At 65.6% G+C, this 18384-nt stretch carries 16 protein-coding genes; 10 read left to right on the top strand and 6 right to left on the bottom strand.

The genetic code is table 11. The features are described from left to right. The first annotated feature begins 72 nt into the window (after positions 1–72). On the top strand, positions 73–597 hold the full coding sequence (locus tag CH266_RS15465; protein WP_032400093.1) for a winged helix-turn-helix transcriptional regulator: 525 nt from the start codon (positions 73–75) through the stop codon (positions 595–597). A 10-nt stretch (positions 598–607) separates the two neighbouring features. Here CH266_RS15465 and CH266_RS15460 read toward each other — a convergent pair whose 3' ends face one another. Then, positions 608–1033: an HIT family protein gene (locus tag CH266_RS15460; protein WP_032367529.1), complete on the bottom strand. Its 426-nt coding sequence runs from the start codon at positions 1031–1033 to the stop codon at positions 608–610. Positions 1034–1121: 88 nt separating this feature from the next. Here CH266_RS15460 and CH266_RS15455 point away from each other — a divergent pair, with 88 nt between their 5' ends. From CH266_RS15455 to CH266_RS15435, 5 genes are all read left to right on the top strand, one after another. Continuing rightward, a complete protein-coding gene (locus CH266_RS15455; RefSeq protein ID WP_094715656.1) occupies positions 1122–2393 on the top strand; it encodes a bifunctional glycosyltransferase family 2/GtrA family protein in 1272 nt (423 codons plus the stop codon). Then, a complete protein-coding gene (locus tag CH266_RS15450) occupies positions 2390–4384 on the top strand; it encodes a glycosyltransferase family 39 protein (RefSeq protein ID WP_094715655.1) in 1995 nt (664 codons plus the stop codon). The genes CH266_RS15455 and CH266_RS15450 overlap by 4 nt, the downstream gene beginning before the upstream one ends. A 76-nt stretch (positions 4385–4460) precedes the next feature. Further along, a complete protein-coding gene (gene purD / locus CH266_RS15445; RefSeq protein ID WP_094715654.1) occupies positions 4461–5711 on the top strand; it encodes a phosphoribosylamine--glycine ligase in 1251 nt (416 codons plus the stop codon). 264 nt (positions 5712–5975) lie between these two features. Beyond that, positions 5976–6812, top strand: coding sequence for a DUF559 domain-containing protein (locus CH266_RS15440; RefSeq protein ID WP_032381611.1), 837 nt, complete (start codon positions 5976–5978; stop codon positions 6810–6812). A 135-nt stretch (positions 6813–6947) separates the two neighbouring features. Then, positions 6948–8096, top strand: coding sequence for a pyridoxal phosphate-dependent aminotransferase (locus tag CH266_RS15435; RefSeq protein ID WP_032381612.1), 1149 nt, complete (start codon positions 6948–6950; stop codon positions 8094–8096). A 65-nt stretch (positions 8097–8161) separates the two neighbouring features. Here the strand turns inward: CH266_RS15435 and CH266_RS15430 are convergent, their stop codons facing one another. Continuing rightward, positions 8162–9175, bottom strand: coding sequence for a GntG family PLP-dependent aldolase (locus tag CH266_RS15430; RefSeq protein ID WP_230591511.1), 1014 nt, complete (start codon positions 9173–9175; stop codon positions 8162–8164). Positions 9176–9233: 58 nt separating this feature from the next. Here CH266_RS15430 and CH266_RS15425 point away from each other — a divergent pair, with 58 nt between their 5' ends. Beyond that, on the top strand, positions 9234–9881 hold the full coding sequence (locus tag CH266_RS15425) for a TetR/AcrR family transcriptional regulator (RefSeq protein WP_032367536.1): 648 nt from the start codon (positions 9234–9236) through the stop codon (positions 9879–9881). Between the two features lie 11 nt (positions 9882–9892). Here the strand turns inward: CH266_RS15425 and CH266_RS25885 are convergent, their stop codons facing one another. Beyond that, the gene (locus CH266_RS25885) at positions 9893–10021 is read right to left on the bottom strand and encodes a hypothetical protein (RefSeq protein WP_255175931.1); all 129 of its coding nucleotides are present in this window, start codon (positions 10019–10021) and stop codon (positions 9893–9895) included. Further along, positions 10018–10668: a DsbA family oxidoreductase gene (locus CH266_RS15420; RefSeq protein WP_032386385.1), complete on the bottom strand. Its 651-nt coding sequence runs from the start codon at positions 10666–10668 to the stop codon at positions 10018–10020. Before CH266_RS15420 ends, CH266_RS25885 begins: the two co-directional genes overlap by 4 nt. A gap of 116 nt (positions 10669–10784) precedes the next feature. Here CH266_RS15420 and purB point away from each other — a divergent pair, with 116 nt between their 5' ends. Next, the gene (purB, locus tag CH266_RS15415) at positions 10785–12209 is read left to right on the top strand and encodes an adenylosuccinate lyase (protein ID WP_032367933.1); all 1425 of its coding nucleotides are present in this window, start codon (positions 10785–10787) and stop codon (positions 12207–12209) included. 46 nt (positions 12210–12255) lie between these two features. Here purB and CH266_RS15410 read toward each other — a convergent pair whose 3' ends face one another. Then, complete coding sequence (locus CH266_RS15410; RefSeq protein ID WP_032381794.1) at positions 12256–13047, bottom strand: HAD-IIA family hydrolase; 792 nt, start codon at positions 13045–13047, stop codon at positions 12256–12258. Between the two features lie 91 nt (positions 13048–13138). On the opposite strand from CH266_RS15410, the gene CH266_RS15405 reads away from it, so the two are divergent. Then, on the top strand, positions 13139–13564 hold the full coding sequence (locus CH266_RS15405; protein WP_094621587.1) for an HIT family protein: 426 nt from the start codon (positions 13139–13141) through the stop codon (positions 13562–13564). Here the strand turns inward: CH266_RS15405 and CH266_RS15400 are convergent. Next, positions 13551–14762 (bottom strand): ABC transporter substrate-binding protein, encoded by a 1212-nt coding sequence (locus tag CH266_RS15400; RefSeq protein WP_094715653.1) that lies wholly within the window; start codon positions 14760–14762, stop codon positions 13551–13553. The two genes, CH266_RS15405 and CH266_RS15400, sit on opposite strands and share 14 nt — an antisense overlap. Positions 14763–14878: 116 nt before the next feature. Between CH266_RS15400 and CH266_RS15395 the strand changes: the two genes are divergently transcribed. Then, positions 14879–18370, top strand: a complete 3492-nt coding sequence (locus CH266_RS15395; protein WP_094715652.1) for a non-ribosomal peptide synthetase — start codon at positions 14879–14881, stop codon at positions 18368–18370. Positions 18371–18384 lie beyond the last annotated feature (14 nt).

Genomic DNA, 18384 nt, shown 5'->3' with positions numbered 1-18384 from the left:
TCGTCTCTCTGGTCTGGTGATCGAACTGTAAACGGCCAACTTGGTTCGGTCAACAGACTGTACGATCGGCGCATGGCACTCGGAACCGACTACGCCCGCCAGGACTGCCCCTTGGCCCGCGCGCTCGAACTCGTCGGCGAGCGCTGGACCATGCTCATCGTGCGCGACAGCTTCTTCGGGGTCCGACGCTTCGGCGACTTCCAGGTCCACCTCGACATTTCCAAGGCAGTCCTGGCTCAACGGCTCGGCACCCTGGTCGATGCCGGATTGCTCGACCGGCAAGCCCGAGCCCACGGCGGCGGCCACGACGACTACGTCCCGACGCACGCCCTCGAAGGACTGTGGCCGGCCGTCTACGCCCTGAGCTACTGGGGCGAGGAACAGAACCCGAAGCCCACGGGCACACGTCGCCGATTCCTGCATGCGACCTGCGGGACAGATCTGGGACCGCTCGGACTGTGCCCCGAGTGTGGCGTCGCACCCGGCCCACGCGACATCGATACCGACATCGGACCGGGTTACGACCCGGACAACCGATCCGACGCGGTATCGACGCAGCTACGAACGCGCCGACGGCTGCTGACGCCCCTGCGCTGAGCGAGGCGCATCAGTTAGGGACGTGAGCCTCGTGCCCGAGGTGGCGTAGCGCTGCTCGAAGCTTGTCGGCAGCCTCGTCCTGTGACTCCGCGGACGGGTTCGGATCCGCACCGGAGATATCGAAATTGCCCATGTCGTACGCCGGAAACACGTGCAGATGCAGGTGCGGCACCTCGAGACCGGCGATCAACAGCCCGGCCCTGGGCGCGTCGAACGCCGTCCTGACAGCCTGACCGATGATCTGCGCGACGGCAGTGATCTTGGCGAACACGGCACCGTCGACGTCCTGCCACTGATCGATCTCCTCACGCGGAACCACCAACGTGTGTCCCTGAGTGACGGGGGCAATCGTCAGAAACGCGACGACGTCGTCGTCCTGCCAGACGAACCGTCCGGGAATCTCACCTGCGATGATCTTGCTGAAAATAGAAGCCATGGGAACAGAATGCCCTACGAGCTCGTCTCCCAGGTGATTGCCAGGTTCGTCGCAGCGTGGGTCCAGCTGCGCGCACGAGGGTTGCCTCATGACAACGAACTACCTCGCCCGAGCAGCAGGCCACCGGCCCGGCTCGAACGCAACGGCCACGCTCGAGGTGGTCATCCCGGTGTACAACGAAGAGGCGGATCTCGAGCAGTGCATTCGTCGACTGCACGAGCATCTCGAGGAAAGGATCCCGTTTCGGTCGCGGATCACCATCGCCGACAACGCAAGTACCGACGGCACCCTCACGGTGGCGCATCGGCTCGCCGACGAGATCGACGGAGTTCGGGTTCATCATCTCGACGAGAAGGGACGCGGGCGGGCGCTCAAAGCGGTGTGGCTCGTGTCCGACGCCGACGTCGTTGCCTACATGGATGTCGATCTGTCCACCGACCTCAACGCCCTCATGCCGCTCGTCGCTCCACCGCTGTCGGGTCACTCAGACCTCGCTATCGGCTCTCGGCTGAACCGGTCGTCACGGGTCGTTCGGGGGGTGAAGCGCGAATTCATCTCGCGCAGTTACAATCTCATCCTGCGTACCTCGTTGCGCACCCGCTTCTCCGACGCCCAGTGCGGGTTCAAGGCGATGCGCACCGACGTCGCTCGACAACTGCTCCCTCTCGTCGAAGACACCGGATGGTTCTTCGACACCGAACTGCTCGTCATCGCCGAGAAGGTCGGCCTACGGATTCACGAGGTGCCGGTCGATTGGGTCGACGACCCCGACAGCAGCGTCCACCTCCTCGATACTGCCGTCAAGGATCTGCGGGGATGCTGGCGCGTCGGTCGTGCCCTCGCGACCGGAATGCTCCCCGTCGCCGAACTGCGTCGAAGCCTGGGACGGGAGCCGCTCGTGGCCGGTGTACCGCACGGAATGATCGGCCAGCTGGTGCGATTCGGCATCATCGGTGTCGCGAGCACCGTGGCCTACGCACTGCTGTATCTGGTGCTGCATCCCATGATCGGGGCACAGGCCGCGAACTTCGCCGGACTGCTCATCACCGCGGTACTGAACACAGCGGCCAACCGTGCCTTCACTTTCGGCGTCCGAGGGCCCGCGAGCGCGGGTAAGCACCAGCTGCAGGGTCTGGCGATCTTCGGTGTCGCGCTGCTGATGACCAGCGGCTCGCTCGCGGTACTGCACGCCTGGTCCCCGGACGTGTCGCGGCACATCGAACTCGCCGTTCTCGTCGTCGCCAATCTCGTTGCCACCGTGTGCCGATTCGTCGCACTGCGGTGGGTCTTCCGTAATCCGGAGTCCGATCTTTCGGAGTCCGATCTTTCGGTGTCCGATCCTTTGGGGGAGAACCGATGACCACGACGATCGAACGGCCGTCCGCGGCCGCGCCGACCGAGCCGGCGACCTCCCGGCGGTGGGAACTCCTCGGGTTGACCGCTCTGCTGATCGGCACCGGCGTGGCATACATCTGGGGACTCGGTGCCTCGGGTTGGGCCAACTCCTTCTATTCCGCAGCGATACAAGCAGGTTCGGTGTCGTGGAAGGCCTTCTTCTTCGGATCCTCCGACGCGGCCAACTCCATCACCGTCGACAAGCCGCCGATGTCACTGTGGCTGATGTCGTTGTCGGTGCGGGTGTTCGGGCTCAACACCTGGGCGATGCAGGTGCCGCAGGCGCTCCTCGGAGTCGCGTCCGTTGCGCTGCTGCGAGCCGTCGTCGTCCGCCGATTCGGTGCGTCCGCCGGGCTGCTCGCCGGACTGGTGCTGGCGCTGACTCCCGTTGCCGCACTGATGTTTCGGTTCAACAATCCCGACGCGTTGCTGGTGCTACTGATGATCGCCGCCGTCTGGGCCATGTTGCGAGGCGTCGAATCGGGACAGACCAAGTGGCTGTTGATCACCGGTATGTTCGTCGGATTCGGCTTTCTCACCAAGCAGCTTCAGGTGATGCTCGTCGTACCGCCGCTGGCGTTGACGTACCTGATCGCCGGGCCGCCCAAACTCGGCACTCGAGTGCTGCAACTGTTCGCCGCACTCGGAGCCATGATCGTCTCGGCCGGCTGGTGGTTGCTGATCGTCGAATTCTGGCCGGCATCCTCGCGGCCGTGGGTCGGTGGCTCGCAGAACAACTCGATTCTGGAACTGACTCTCGGCTACAACGGGTTGGGCCGACTCAGCGGCAACGAGACAGGAAGCGTCACCCCGGGCGGTGGTGGTGGCGGGTCGATGTGGGGCGAGACCGGCATCCTCCGCATGTTCGACGCCTCCCAGGGCGGTCAGATCGCCTGGCTCGTACCTGCCGCATTGTTTTTGCTGGTGACGGGGCTGGTGTTGCGAGGCAAAGCCCCTCGCACCGATGCGCAACGCGCGTCGTTGATCGTATGGGGCGCATGGCTGCTCGTCACCGGTCTGACGTTCAGTTTCATGGCCGGCATCTTCCACTCGTATTACACGGTCGCACTCTCGCCTGCCGTCGCTGCGCTCGTGGGTATCGGCAGTGTGATGCTGTGGCGCGAACGACAGCGGTTGTGGGTCCGGATCGCGATGGCGCTCGCGGTGGCGTCGACCGTCGCACTGGCGTGGGTGCTGCTCGGCCGTAGCGCGAGCTTCGTGCCGCGGCTGAAGTGGGCGATCCTGGTCGTCGGTGTGGTGGCGGTGGTGGCTCTGCTGATTCCGGCGCTCACTCGCGGCAGGCTCGCCGTGGTCGCGATTCTCGCGGTGATGTTCGCCGGATTGGCCGGGCCGACGGCGTACGCGGTGGACACGATCGGCACCCCGCACACCGGATCGATCGTGTCCGCCGGGCCGAACACCGGTATGCGCGGATTCGGCGGCATGGGTGAGGGCCGACGCGGGCAGGGTGGTCTGCCGGGTGGAATGCAGCTGCCTCCCGGTGCGCAGATGCCGGCCGGAATGCAGCCACCGGCGGGACTCACGAGTCAGGCCGGCCAGCTGCCGGGCGGCGCCGAGATGGGCGGCATGGGTGGCGGTATGGGTGGCCTGCTCGAGGGCAGTACCCCGACCGCTGCGGTGACCGCGATGCTCGAACAGGACGCCGGTTCGTACACCTGGGTCGCGGCGGCCATCGGTGCCAACACCGCGGCGGGTTATCAACTGGCCACCGAGGATCCCGTCATGCCCGTCGGCGGCTTCAACGGAACCGACCCGTCGCCGACCCTCGCCGAGTTTCAGCAGTACGTGGCCGACGGCCGAATCCACTACTTCATCGGAGGCGGCGGTATGGGTGGCAGGGAGTCGGGTTCCTCGGCCGAAATCTCGGCGTGGGTGACCGAGAACTTCACCGCGACCACCGTCGACAACGTCACGCTGTACGACCTGACACAGTAATCTCGCCATCCCCGACGGGCCCCGCATCACGACAGGTGCGGGGCCCGACGGCGTCGAGCAGATAGTCTGATGCACTGTGCGCGTACTCGTCATAGGTTCCGGTGCTCGTGAGCACGCCCTTCTACTTTCGTTGAAGGCCGACCCGTCGGTCGACAAACTGTTCGTGGCTCCCGGCAATGCGGGCACGGCCACGCTCGCCGAACAGCACGCCGTCGACGTGGCATCCGGTGAGGCGGTGACAGCACTGGCCACGAAGCTCGAGGTGGATCTCGTCGTCATCGGGCCGGAGGTGCCCCTGGTTCTCGGAGTGGCCGATTCTCTGCGCGAGGCCGGCATCGCCACGTTCGGCCCGTCGGCCGACGCCGCACGCATCGAAGGATCCAAGGCGTTCGCCAAAGACGTCATGGCAAAGGCAGGCGTGCGGACCGCACACAGCGAAATAGTCGACTCGCCCGCACTGCTCGATGCCGCCCTCGACCGATTCGGCCCCAACTGGGTCGTCAAGGACGACGGACTCGCAGCAGGCAAAGGCGTCGTCGTCACCACCGACCGCCTCGTCGCCCGCGACCACGCCGCCGAACTCCTCGAAAACGGTCACCCGGTACTGCTCGAGTCGTTCCTCGACGGCCCCGAGGTGTCCCTGTTCTGCCTCGTCGACGGCGAGACCGTGGTTCCGCTGCTGCCCGCGCAGGACCACAAACGCGTCGGCGACGGAGATACCGGCCCCAACACCGGTGGCATGGGCGCGTACACCCCACTCCCGTGGTTGCCCGAAGGTGCCGTCGACGAGATCGTCCGTGACGTGGTGAAACCCGTTGCGGCCGAGATGGTGAAGCGTGGAGTGCCGTTCTCGGGTCTGCTGTACGCCGGCCTCGCGATGGGTGCCGACGGGCCGGCCGTCGTCGAATTCAACTGTCGCTTCGGCGATCCCGAGACACAGGCGGTGCTGGCCTTGCTGGAGTCACCGCTCGGCGAGGCGCTGAACGCGACGGCAACCGGCACGCTGGCGTCACTGGCACCCTTGAGCTGGAAGGACGGCGCGGCCGTCACCGTCGTCATCGCCGCCGAGAACTACCCCGGTCGCCCCCGCACCGGTGACGAGATCCTCGGCTCCGAGGGCGAAGGCGTCCTGCATGCCGGTACTGCTGTGAAGGACGGCGCGGTCGTCTCCGCGGGTGGACGCGTGCTGAGCGTCGTCGGTACAGGATTCGACCTCACCGCCGCCCGAGATGACGCCTATTCGCGTATCGCGGGAATCCGATTGCCGGGCAGTCACTTCCGCACCGACATCGGCCTCGCTGCCGTGGAGGGTCGCATCTCGCTGTAGGTCGATGCACGCGAAGCAGGTGTGCTGAGTGTCCACTGTTTGCCGTCGTGCACGGGATCCCGATCGTCGGGGCTGAAAGTGGACGCTGAGCCCAGTTGCCAGCGGTAGGTGTGTTGAGTGTCCGCTATGTGGCATAGCACACGGGATCCCGATCGCCGGGGCGGAAAGTGGACACTGAGCCCGGTTGTCCACAGGCATTCGCGTTGTCCACATTTCTCGGATCGGGCTCCCGCGAACAGTTCTCGAGCACAAAGCTGTTCGACCATGGGGGTATTCACGAGGCAGCAACTACTCGACAGTGGCGTCAGCGCAGGGGCAATCGACTATCGGGCAAGGGTCGGCACACTGACCCGGCTGTTGCCGGGCGTCTACTGCACTGGAGAGCCGTCGTTCCGCGACCGATGCGTCGCCGCGACGTTATGGCAACCGGATGCAGTGCTCAGCCACCTGACTGCGGCGTGGTGGTGGAACCTGATCGATGACGAACCCGAACAGGTGCACATCACCGTGCCCCGCAGCACGCGAGCGCGGTGCCCTTCGTGGCTGCGCGCGTATCGTCGAACCATTCGGGAGACGAGTTTCGTCGACACCCTCCCTGTCGTGACGATCGAGCAGTGCATCGTCGACGTGTCGGCGTCACTCGGTGGGGCAGCCCTGGAACCGTTCGTCGACGCAGCGCTCAGCGGGTCCGTCAGCAAACGCGGATTGGCGGCGCAATGCGCGAAGTCGGCCGGAATGGCAGGAGTCACCGAAGCGAAGAAGCAGCTGCGACAGTGCTGCCCACGCACGCTCTCCGAACCGGAACGACTGGTGGCCCGCGCACTCACCGCGGCAGGCTACTTTCTCGAGATCAACGCGGCGGTGGGGCAGTACTTCGCCGATCTGTTGGACCGTCGAGCCCGGGTGATCATCGAGATCGACGGCCGTGAATTCCACAGCGCGCCGGGGGTGTTCACCAACGACCGAGTGCGCCAGAACGCACTGCAGCTCAAGGGGTGGCTCGTGCTGCGATACTCGGCCGCGCTGGTGATGACCGACCTCGACGCCGTGGTGCGCCAGATCATCGAGACCGTGCGACGTCGCCGGAAGGCACTGAGCTGAGTGTCCACTATGTGTGGCCGGAGGCGGGATGCCGTGCCTGGCGTGGAATTGTGGACACCCAGCTCACCTGTTCGGCCCGCACGATCCCATGCCTGCCGCGGAATTGTGGACACTCTAGTCAGTAGTGTCGATGGAATGCACAGTGAATCGCAGCGATCGAAGGTCGAGCCGTTCCACGTGATGGATGTGTTCGCCGCGGCGGCCGAGCGGGCGCGTACTCACGGTGATGTGCTGTCGCTTGCCGCAGGTCAGCCGTCGACCAGGGCACCCGAGCCGGTGTTGCGCGCCACCCGAGACGCTTTGGATGCGCATCTGCTCGGGTACACCGAAACGCTGGGCATTCTGCCGCTACGGCAAGCGATCGCGAAGTATCACAGCACGCGGTACGGCATCACCGTCGAGGCCGGCGACGTGGTGATCACCACCGGGTCGTCGGGCGCATTCACGTTGCTGTTCCTCGCGGCGTTCGACGCGGGGGATACCGTCGTCATGGCCAGGCCCGGGTACCCGGCGTATCGAAACACGTTGGCGGCGTTGGGCTGTCGAGTCGTCGAACTGGATTGTGTGGAGGAGACACGGTTCCAGCCCACCGTCGCGATGCTCGAGGAACTACCGAAGCCGCCTGCCGGGCTCATCGTCGCCAGTCCGGCCAATCCCACCGGCACGATCATCGACCCCGACGAGCTGGCCGCCATCGCACGCTGGTGCGACGAGCACGGAACCCTGTTGATTTCCGACGAGATCTATCACGGCATCTCCTACGGCGACGCGCGCACGTCCAGCGCCTGGGAGACGTCGAAGGAATCCGTGGCCATCGGGTCGGTGTCCAAGTACTTCTCGATGACGGGGTGGCGCATGGGCTGGATGCTGCTACCGGCCCGATTGCGCAGGGCCGTCGAAAGATTGGCGTCGAACATGACGGTCTGCCCGCCGGCGATCTCGCAGGTGGCAGCCATTGCGGCGTTCACCGAAGAGTCGCGCCGCGAGCTGGATTCGCATGTCGAGCGGTACGCCGTCAACCGCAGGATCCTGCTCGACGGTTTGCCTGCGTTGGGTATCACCGATCTGGCTCCGGCCGACGGTGCCTTCTACGTCTACGCCGACATCGCGCATCTCACCGACGACTCTCGTAGTTGGTGCGCCCGCGTGCTGGCCGAGACCGGTGTCGCGTTGGCACCCGGCGTCGACTTCGACACCGTCCGCGGGAACCACACGGTGCGATTCTCGTTCGCGGGCACCACCGCGGACGTCGAAGAAGCGTTGGAGCGACTACGTCGCATGTGAATGGAAACTCGTAGCAGGCTACGAGGCATGAGTGGAGCCTGCGGAACGACAGGAAAGCGCTGCGCTCACATGCGGCGCAACCGCTCCAACACCTCGTCGATGTCGGCGGCGGACACGTCGCGATGCGTCACGAAGCGCACCTTGCCGGCGACGGTGACGGCCGCGATTCCCAGATCGGCCAGCTCGGTCACCGTCCGAACAGGATCGGCGACGGCGGCGAGCACGATGTTCGTCTGGGGTTCTGCGACCTCCCAGCCCCGTTCACGAAGGCCGCGTGCCAGCGTCGAGGCATTTGCGTGATCCTTGGCGAGATCGCCGATTCGATCCAGGGCGACGAGCCCCGCCGCAGCGAGCACGCCACCCTGACGCACGCCGCCGCCCAACATCTTTCGCACACGCCGGGCCTCATGGATTCGCGCCGCATCGGAGACGAGCATCGAGCCGACGGGTGCGCCGAGCCCCTTGCTCAGGCATACCTGCACCGTGTCTGCGCCGGTGGTCAACGACGCGATCGGAACATCGAGTGCCACAGCGGCATTCCACAGCCGAGCCCCGTCGAGGTGAATTCTCAATCCCGAGTCACGTCCGGCCGCAACGAGTTCCGCCCACTCGTCCGGTCTCAACACGGCACCGCCGGCGAAATTGTGTGTGTTCTCGAGCGAGAGCAATGTGGTCCGCAGGGCGAAGTACGGCCCGACGCCGCCGGCTGCCGCACGCACCGTCGACGCAAGGGGGCGTCCGGGGCCACCGTCGTGGGGAAGTGCCTCGGGCATTCCGCCCGCCAACCAGGCTGCGGTGCCGAGCTCGGAGCCCAGGACGTGCGCGTGCTCCGGGGCCAGGAATCGATCGCCGCGCTGCAGATGGAGCATCAGCGCGATGATGTTGCCCATCGAACCGGACGGCACCCACAGCGCCGCCTCGAAGCCGAGCAGATCCGCCACTCTTTCCTCGAGCGCCGCCATCGTCGGATCGTGGTCGAGGACGTCGTCACCCACTTCGGCGTCGGCCATTGCTTGTCGCATGATCGAATCTGGTCGGGTGATGGTGTCGGAGCGAAGGTCGATAGGTCGATGAGCCACGAACACTGACAATTCCATAGCGCGAAAGCAGTCCGACGAACGGCTGCGAGCTGGCACGATGACTGGAATGTCCGCAGGTCCGACCGAGTCGCAGCACAAGGTGTCGGGTGCGACTCCGAAGGGAGTGCGCCGCCGCCACGCTCTGGCGTCGGCGGCTGCAGACCTGCTGGTCGAGGGTGGATTCGACGCGGTTCGGCACCGGTCGGTTGCCGCTCGCGCCGGACTGCCGTTGGCGTCGACCACCTACTATTTCGAGTCGCTCGGCGACTTGGTGGCCGCCGCGGTCGACGTCGTCGGGACCCGCGAGATCGACGTCATGCGCGGACGTATCGACGACGAGGGCAAGTGCTCGCAGAAGATGGAGTCGACCGTCGACCTCATCGTCGATCTGCTGATCGGCCCGCAGGGCGGTCACGAGCAACTGGTCGCGAGATACGAGCGGTTCATCGCGTCGGCTCGGCATCCCGAACTGCGCGAGGTGCAGTTGAGGCTGCGCGCCCAGATCGACGACCTGCTCACCGACGTGCTCCGCAGATCCGGCCGAACGGTGCAGGAAGAGCAGTTACGACGACTCGTGGCAGTGGTCGACGGTGCAGTGGTGGGCGCGCTCAGCGAGGTGGATCCCGATCCGCGCGAAATGGCGCGCAGCATGCTGTTGGCCGTCATCGACATCGTGGCACCGGCGGAACAGGTGTCGGCCGATTGACTCAGGCCCCCTCAGGCCGGCGTGTTCAGCCCGAAGTCGTTCTCGCCCGAGTCTGCGTCTCGGATCGGCGGCACCTCGCACACACCGTCCTCGCAGACGGGGCCGCGGTCGTCGCCGACCATTTCCAAAGGGCCGCTCATGCGCCGGCCGCGGCCTTCTGCAGGACGTCGGCGAACACCGACGGTTCCTGCGCGCCCGACACACCGAGGCGACCGTCGATCACGAAGAACGGCACACCACTGATTCCGTAGGCGATGGCCTGCTCCTTATCCGCGCGCACGGCGGGCAGGAACTCCTCGGACTTCAGCGCCTCGACCACCTCGTCACGATCGAGACCGATCTCCGCGGCCAGGTCGGCGAGGTCGTCGACGCGTCCGACGTGGCGGCCCTCCTCGAAGTAGGCCGCCAGCAGCCGTTCCTTCATCTCGACCTGCTTGCCCTTCGACTTGGCGAAGTGCAGGAGTTCGTGCGCCTTGACGGTGTTGGTGTGCTGCACGGCGTCGAAGTCGTACGCGAGCCCCTCGCCTGCGGCCAGCTCGGTCATCTGCCCCAACATCTGCGTGACCTGGGCGGCCGGCATGCCTTTGTGGGAGACGAGGAAGTCGACTTCGGTGCCGTCGAAGTCGACCGGTGTGTCGGGTGCCAGCTCGAACGAGTGGAACTCCACCTCGAGCGCCCCGCCATCGGCGATGAACTCCGCAGCACCTGCCTCGAAACGGCGCTTACCGACGAAGCACCACGGGCACGCGATGTCGGACCAGATGTCGACCTTCACTGTTCGGCTCACGGCGGCTGCAACATCGGAATGCGGTGCGGTTATTCCACGCTGCGGCGATGCTCGGTCCGACGGCCGAATTCGAGTCCGACCTCATCCGAGACCGACAACTGCGCCACGTAAGCTGGATGCTCGTGAGCATCCCGAATGTCCTGGCCACCCGTTACGCAAGCCCCGAACTGGTGGAGCTGTGGTCTCCGGAATACAAGATCACGCTCGAACGGCAACTGTGGATTGCCGTGCTGCGCGCACAGTCCTCGCTCGGAGTGGACGTGCCCAACGCGGCGATCGCCGATTACGAAGCTGTCGCCGACCAGGTCGACCTGGCATCGATCGCCGAGCGGGAACGCGTCACCAGGCACGACGTGAAGGCCCGCATCGAGGAGTTCAACGCCCTCGCCGGTCACGAGCACATCCACAAGGGACTCACCAGCCGCGACCTGACCGAGAACGTCGAGCAGCTGCAGATTCTGCGTTCGCTCGAACACGTCCACACGCACGGTGTCGCCGTGGCGAAGCGGTTGGCCGAACGCGCCGCCGAATACTCCTCCCTCGTCATGGCCGGCCGTAGCCACAACGTCGCCGCCCAGGCCACCACGCTGGGCAAGCGCTTCGCGTCGGCCGCCGACGAGCTGCTGCTCGCACTGTCCCGGCTGCAGGAACTGATCGCGCGTTACCCACTGCGCGGTATCAAGGGCCCGATGGGCACCTCGCAGGACATGCTCGACCTGTTCGGCGGAGACTCGGCGAAGCTCGTCGCACTCGAACGCATCGTCGCCGATCATCTCGGCTTCCGGCACACGCTCACCAGCGTCGGCCAGGTGTATCCACGCTCCCTCGATCACGAGGTCGTGTCCGCGCTGGTCCAGGTGGGTGCCGGGCCGTCGTCGTTCGCACACACCGTCCGCCTGATGGCGGGCCACGAGCTGGTCACCGAGGGCTTCCAGCCCGGCCAGGTCGGGTCGTCGGCGATGCCGCACAAGATGAACACGCGCTCGTGCGAACGCGTCAACGGCCTGCAGGTGGTGCTTCGCGGCTACGGATCTATGGCCGCCGAGCTCGCCGGAGCTCAGTGGAACGAGGGCGACGTCTTCTGTTCCGTCGTGCGTCGCGTCGCGCTGCCCGACGCGTTCTTCGCCATCGACGGTCTCATCGAGACCTTCCTGACCGTGCTCGACGAGTTCGGGGCGTACCCCGCCGTCATCGCCAAGGAACTGGATCGCTACCTGCCGTTCCTCGCGACGACCAAGGTGCTCATGGCCGCCGTACGTGCAGGCGTCGGCCGAGAGACCGCGCACGAGGCGATCAAGGAACACGCCGTCGCCGTCGCGCTGGCCATGCGTGAGCAGGGACTCGAGCCCGACCTGCTGGATCGCCTGGCTGCCGACGACCGCCTACCGCTCGACCGCGCTGCACTCGATGCGGCGCTGGCCGACAAGACGGCCTTCGTCGGTGCAGCGGACGCACAGGTCAGTGCGGTCGTCTCGGCCGTGGAGCGGCTGATCGCGAAGTTCCCAGCCGGTGCGGCCTACAGCCCGTCGCCGATTCTCTGAGTTCTCTGTTGTGAGTGGAAACTCGTAGTGGGCTACGAGTTTCCACTCACATCAGGACGTCGGGCAGGTCTGCGACGGAATCGATCACGTGATCGGGTTCCATCGCGAATTCGTCGGTGATGCGTCGATCGAGCACGTCCTGACGGAACTTTCCGGTGCGCACCAGAACACCGGTCATGCCGACGACCTGGGCGGCGAGGACGTCGTTGTCGAGGTCGTCGCCGACCATGACGACGTCGTCCGGGTCGACGCCCATCCGCTCGGACGCCGTGCGGAAGCCCAGGGGAGCGGGCTTGCCGATGGCTTTCGCGGCGTGTCCGGACGCTTGCTCCATCCCGGCGAGGTACATGCCTGTGTCGATGCGCAACCCGCCACCGGTACTCCACATCAACGATCGATGCATCGCGACGACGGGAATGCCGCGACACAGCCAGTCGTAGACGCGACTGAGCCGCTCGTGCGTGAATTCCGGGCCGGCACCGCCGACGACCACGACATCCGGATCCCCGGACGACTCGTCGACGAATTCGATGCCCGGCATATCGGCCGCGATCTCGCCGTTGTTGATCATGACCACCCGGGCATCCGGGTAGTTCTCGCGTAGATGATCCGCGGTGAGCGACGCGGCGGTGACGATCTCGTCGGAATGGACGTCGAGTCCGACGTCGCGCAATGCCGCCGCTATCTGCTCGCGCGTCTTCGAGGTGGTGTTGGTCAGGAACGCGCGTGCAATGTCGTTGTTGTCCAGGTACTTCAGCGTCGCGGCTGCTCCGGGTACCGCCTGCCACGACGTGACGAGTACGCCGTCGATGTCGAAGAGAACCCCGCCGATGCTCATCGGCAAACAGTAGTCGGGTCGAGTGAGTCGTGCATTTTCAGCGGTCGCGGTGTCGTTCGTGCAGTCTGCGCTCACGCCTAGGCTCGATGCCGTGAACCCCTACACGATTTTCTCCGAGATCATTGCTGGGACCGCCGAGGCGTCGCGCGTCCACGAGGACGACACCGCGATCGCGTTCATGGACATCAGGCCTCTCACCACCGGGCATGTGCTCGTGGTGCCCAAGCAGCAGTATCGGACGCTGGCCGAGTTGCCGCCCGAGATCGGTGCGCATCTGTTCGTTATCGGGCAGAAGGTGGCTGCCGCTGTGCGAGCGAGCAATCCGCGCGTCGCCGGGGTGAACCTGTTCCTCGCCGACGGCACGGTGGCAGGTCAGGAGATCTTTCACGTGCATCTGCACGTCATCCCGCGCATGATCGGCGACGGATTCGGCCTGCGGGCTCGGCCGTCGTCGCCGCATCGATCCGAACTCGACCGACTGGCGGCGGAGATCGCGGCCGCGCTTACTCGGCAGTGACCTTCTGTGCCTTGGACAGTGCATCGGCGTAGACGTTGATGGTGTTGGTGTAGCGGCTGTAGCTCTTGTTGGCGCCGTAGTCCCACAGCACCATCTGCTGCTGCTCGACGGCGGAGATGGTGTCGAAGCCGGGGTAACGGCTCGGGATGTCGGCAAGCTTCACGTCGGATGCGTTGGCAACGTCGTGGTAGACGAACGCGACATCGGCATCGACACTCGAGACGTTCTCCCAGGAGACCTTCTTCCAGTAACCGTCGTCGGTGCCGTCGGGTGTGTACATCTTCAGGCCCCAGCTTTCGTAGTCGCTGAAGTCGGGATCCGCCGACGGGTCGAGTACGTAGGCGACGTCGAGGGGCCAGACTCCCACTCCGGTGAGGTCCTGACGTTCGGACGCAACCTTCTTGAAGTTGGTGACAGCAGCGTCGTAGTCGGACTTGATGTCTGCCAGTTGTGGGGTGTCGAGGTCGACGCCGAGCGACGACGCCAACCCGGCGTAGTTCTCGATGGTCTTCGCGGTCGACGTCGTGTCCAAGGTGACCCCCAGGGTGGGAGCGATCCGATCGATCGTGTCGGCCTTGGACGAATCGGCCGTCGTGGTCAACTTGCCGAACTGGCCGAATCTCGGGTTGAACTCACCGATGACGAGATCCGGGTCCAGGCTGGCGGCTTTCTCGAAATCGAAGGTGCCCCAGGTCTCGCCGACCGATTCGATGCCCGTCAGATCGGAGCAACTCAGAATCGGGCTGGTGCCCATCGGCGTCGTCGACCAGATGGCGATCGGCTTGATTCCGTACGACATCAGCGCAGCGGCGGATTCCTCGTCGGCGATGATTCTGGTCGGTTGTGCATCGAGGGACACGGTCCGTCCGCGGCCGTCGGTGTACGTGAACGGTCCGGACGCTCGGTCGACCGAGTCGACGCGGTCGTTCGCACTGCACGCGGCAGGGTTCGCGTTCAGGTCGACGGCCTGGGTGCCGGCGTCGTCGCTGTCGGTGGTGCCGCTGCTGCACGCGGCAGCAGCGAGAAGCACGAGAACCGCTATGCCTCCGGTGAGGGCGCGGGGTGCGGAGCCGAATCTGCTCGAAGTCGGTGTCACGTGTCTGCTTTCGTCGAGGCCGAGATGGCCGATGTCGAGTGGAGCGCCGTACTTCCTGGTGTCGAGGTAGGGGCCGAGGGCACCCTCCTCGCGGTGGCCCACAGATGCTAGCCTCCTCAGGGTCGACTAAGCGAGGGTAGCCTTTCCTTATGGACGGGCTCTGGATATCGCCTGGTCGCGCGCATACGCAACACAGTCGATCGAAGGGGACTCACCGGATGGATCAGCGGGGAATCGGACGGGACGAACTGCGGGCGGTGGTTGCAGAACTGATCGGTGCGGAACCCGGGGCTGTGGCGATGGACGCGGATCTGTTCGAGCTGGGTCTCGAATCGATCGTTCTGATGCGGTTGGTCGGGAGATTCCGCAAGCAGGGGTCGACGGTGACGTTTGCCGAGCTCGCTGCGCAGCCGAACATTTCTGCCTGGTCCGAACTGATCGGTGGTTCGGCCGAATCGAGTTCCCGAAACCCCGAGCGGCAATCGACTCTGGTCGAACCGGACACGTCGGAGTTCGATCTCGCACTGTTGCAGCACGCCTACTGGATCGGGCGCAGTGCCGAGCAGCGGTTCGGCGGGGTCGCACCGCATCTCTACACCGAATTCGACGGCGAGGCAGTGGATCCCGATCGACTACGTGCGGCGCTCGATGCCGTCGCACAACGGCACGAGATGTTGCGGGCCCGGATTTCGGACAACGGACAGCAGCGCATCGAACCGACCTCGGGGTGGCGCGGGTTGACGGTCCGCGACCTACGATCCGAGTCCGACCCGACCGACCGCCTCGAAGAAACGCGGCTCCGTCTGACCCACCAGATGCTCGATATCGAAGCGGGCGAGATGTTCTCGGCCGATCTGTCGCTCCTGCCGAACGGTCGCACGCGTCTGCACCTGGACATCGACATGATCGCCGGCGACGCAGCGAGTTTTCGTATTCTGGTTGCAGACCTGGCGCGGGCCTACGACGGCGATCCCCTCCGGGCAATCGAGTACAGCTATTCGCGGTACCTTGCCGATCGCCCGCTCGATCGACGCAGCGCCCGTGCTCAGGCCGAACGCTACTGGTCCGAGCGCCTCGACTCACTGCCCGGAGCGCCCACCCTTCCTCTGCTGGAACACGATTCGGGTGCCCCGGTAGCATTGCGTCGGGCATTTCATCTCGACTCCGCGGCATACGGTGATCTCCAGACGCACGCCAGAGCCCACGGAGTCACCCCGGCGGTGGCGGTGGCCACGGCGTTCGCCGAGGTGATCGGTGCCTGGTCCCGCGAACAACGGTTTCTGCTCAACGTGCCCATGTTCGATCGCGCTCCGACGCATCCCGACGTCGAGAATCTCATCGGTGACTTCTCGTCGTCGGTCATGCTGGAAGTCGATCTGAGCGAGCCGCTCTCGTTCGTCGAACGTTCCCGTCGGATCCGGTCCCGACTGCACGAAGACGCCTCGCACGCCGACTATTCCGGGGTCGAGGTGCTGCGCGACCTCGGCCGCCGTCGAGGAGAGCCGGTGCTGGCTCCCGTCGTCTTCACGAGCGCGCTCGGTTTGGGCGAGTTGTTCGACGCTCGCGCGCGGCAGGTCTTCGGTGATCCGGTGTGGATCATGTCGCAGGGGCCGCAGGTGGTTCTCGACGCGCAGATCACCGAACTCGACGGTGGCGTGTTGGTCAACTGGGACATACGCGAGAACGAGTTCCTCCCAGGAGTTCCCGACGCGATGTTCGACGCGTTCGAGACGCTGGTTCGCGCACTCGTGGTCGACGGTGACTCCGTGTGGGCGGAGCCTGTGGGTCAGCTGGTTCCACCGCATCAGCTGATGTCGCGAACTCCGGCAGCCGATGTACCCCGAACGGACGCGTCGCAGTCGGCCGGGAACGAGACTCTGCACCGCGCCTTCTTCGATCGCGCGTCGCAGCATCCCGACGCGCTGGCGCTCGAGTGGGGCGAGAACGAGTCGATGACGTACGGAGACTTACGAGATCGTGCTCTGAAAGTAGCTGCTGCGCTGACCGATCGCGGCGTGGGGGTGGGCGACACGGTGGGCGTGACCTTGCCCAAAGGGCCCGATCAGGTGATCGCGATCCTGGGTGTTCTGGCCGCGGGCGGGGTGTACGTACCGATCGGCGTCGACCAACCGTCGAGCCGTGCTGCGCTGATCGCCCGAAAAGCGGGGTTCACGGTGACGATCGGCGGATCGGGCGACGACGGTCTCGCGGTGTCCCACGCGATCCTGAGTGAGCCGCGGCCCGCCCCGCACCTCGGCCCCGACACCGCGCCCGCATACATGATCTTCACCTCCGGCTCCACGGGTGAACCGAAAGGTGTTGTGGTCTCGCATCGCGCCGCGATGAACACGATCATGGATCTGGTCGAACGTTTCGACCTGAACGAGGGCTACCGTCCATTGTGCCTGTCCGAGTTGGACTTCGACCTGTGCACGTTCGACCTGTTCTCGGTGTTCGCGGCCGGCGGTACGGCCGTGCTAATCCAGGAACACGAGCGCAAGGATCCGCAGCGCTGGGCCGCTCTGATTCGTGCGCACCGCGTCACGGTGATCAGCTGCGTGCCCCCGCTGCTGGACATGATCCTCTCCACCGGTGACGATGTGGGCGGTTCGCTCGAGGTCGTCATGCTCGGCGGCGACAAGGTGGGTATCGACCTTTACCGGCGGCTGACGGCGGCGGTTCCCGGATGTCGGTTCGCCGGACTCGGTGGCGCTACGGAAACCGCGATCCACAACAGCATCTGTGAGGTCGTGGACGTCGATCCGAACTGGCGCACGGTCCCGTTCGGGGTGCCGCTCGCGTCGATGGCGCTTCGGGTGGTCGATGCGCGTGGGAACCAGGTGCCGGACTGGGTGCCCGGTGAGTTGTGGGTCGCGGGCGTCGGTCTCGCCGACGGCTATCTGGGCGATCCCGAGCGTACGAACGAGCGCTTCGTCGAGGCCGACGGCTACCGCTGGTACCGCACCGGAGACCTGGTTCGGTACTGCCCCGGCTCGATGGCCGAGACCGGCTCCATGGTCGAATTCGTGGGCCGTGTGGACAACCAGATCAAGATCAACGGATTTCGGATCGAACTCGGAGAGATCGAAGCGGCTCTCACCGCGGATCACGAGGTGGCCACTGCCGCAGCCGTTGTCGACCGCACCGCAGCTCCGATCCTGCTGTCCGCCGTGGTGCCGACCGATCGAGACGCGGATCCCCGTGAGACGGTAGCGGCCGTGAGGGCCAGGGCCGCCGAGCGTCTCCCAGCGCACATGGTGCCGGAGCAGATCGTGACGGTCTCCGCGCTGCCGCTGACCGTCAACGGCAAGATCGACTCCGCTGCCGTCGTCCGGCTGTGTCGCGCAGCGGGAGAAAGCGAACGGGTCGATGCCCGGATTGCGCCCAGAACTCACCTCGAAAGCGCCCTCGCCCTGATCTGGCAGAAGGTACTCGGGGTCGACGGCATCGGTGTGACGGACACGCTCTTCGCGCTCGGCGGCGATTCCGTCCTGGCGACGACCATCGTCGCCCGCATTCGCGAGTCCTTCGACATCACGTCGGTCACCGTGCGCATGATGTTCGCGGCACCCACCGTGGCCGGGCTCGCGGACCGGATGATCGACGCAGAAGGTGACGCAGAATTCCTCGAAGCCACCGCCGAGATCTTCCTGTCGGTCGAAGCGATGTCGGAGGACGAACTGTCGGCCGCGCTCGAACACCATTCCTGACCCGCTTCGCATTC

This window comes from Rhodococcus sp. 06-1474-1B, from assembly GCF_002258885.1.
Classification (GTDB): Bacteria; Actinomycetota; Actinomycetes; order Mycobacteriales; family Mycobacteriaceae; genus Rhodococcoides; species Rhodococcoides fascians.
The sequence above is the reverse complement of the archived record's forward strand: the minus strand, read 5'-3'. Positions and strand labels throughout refer to the sequence as shown.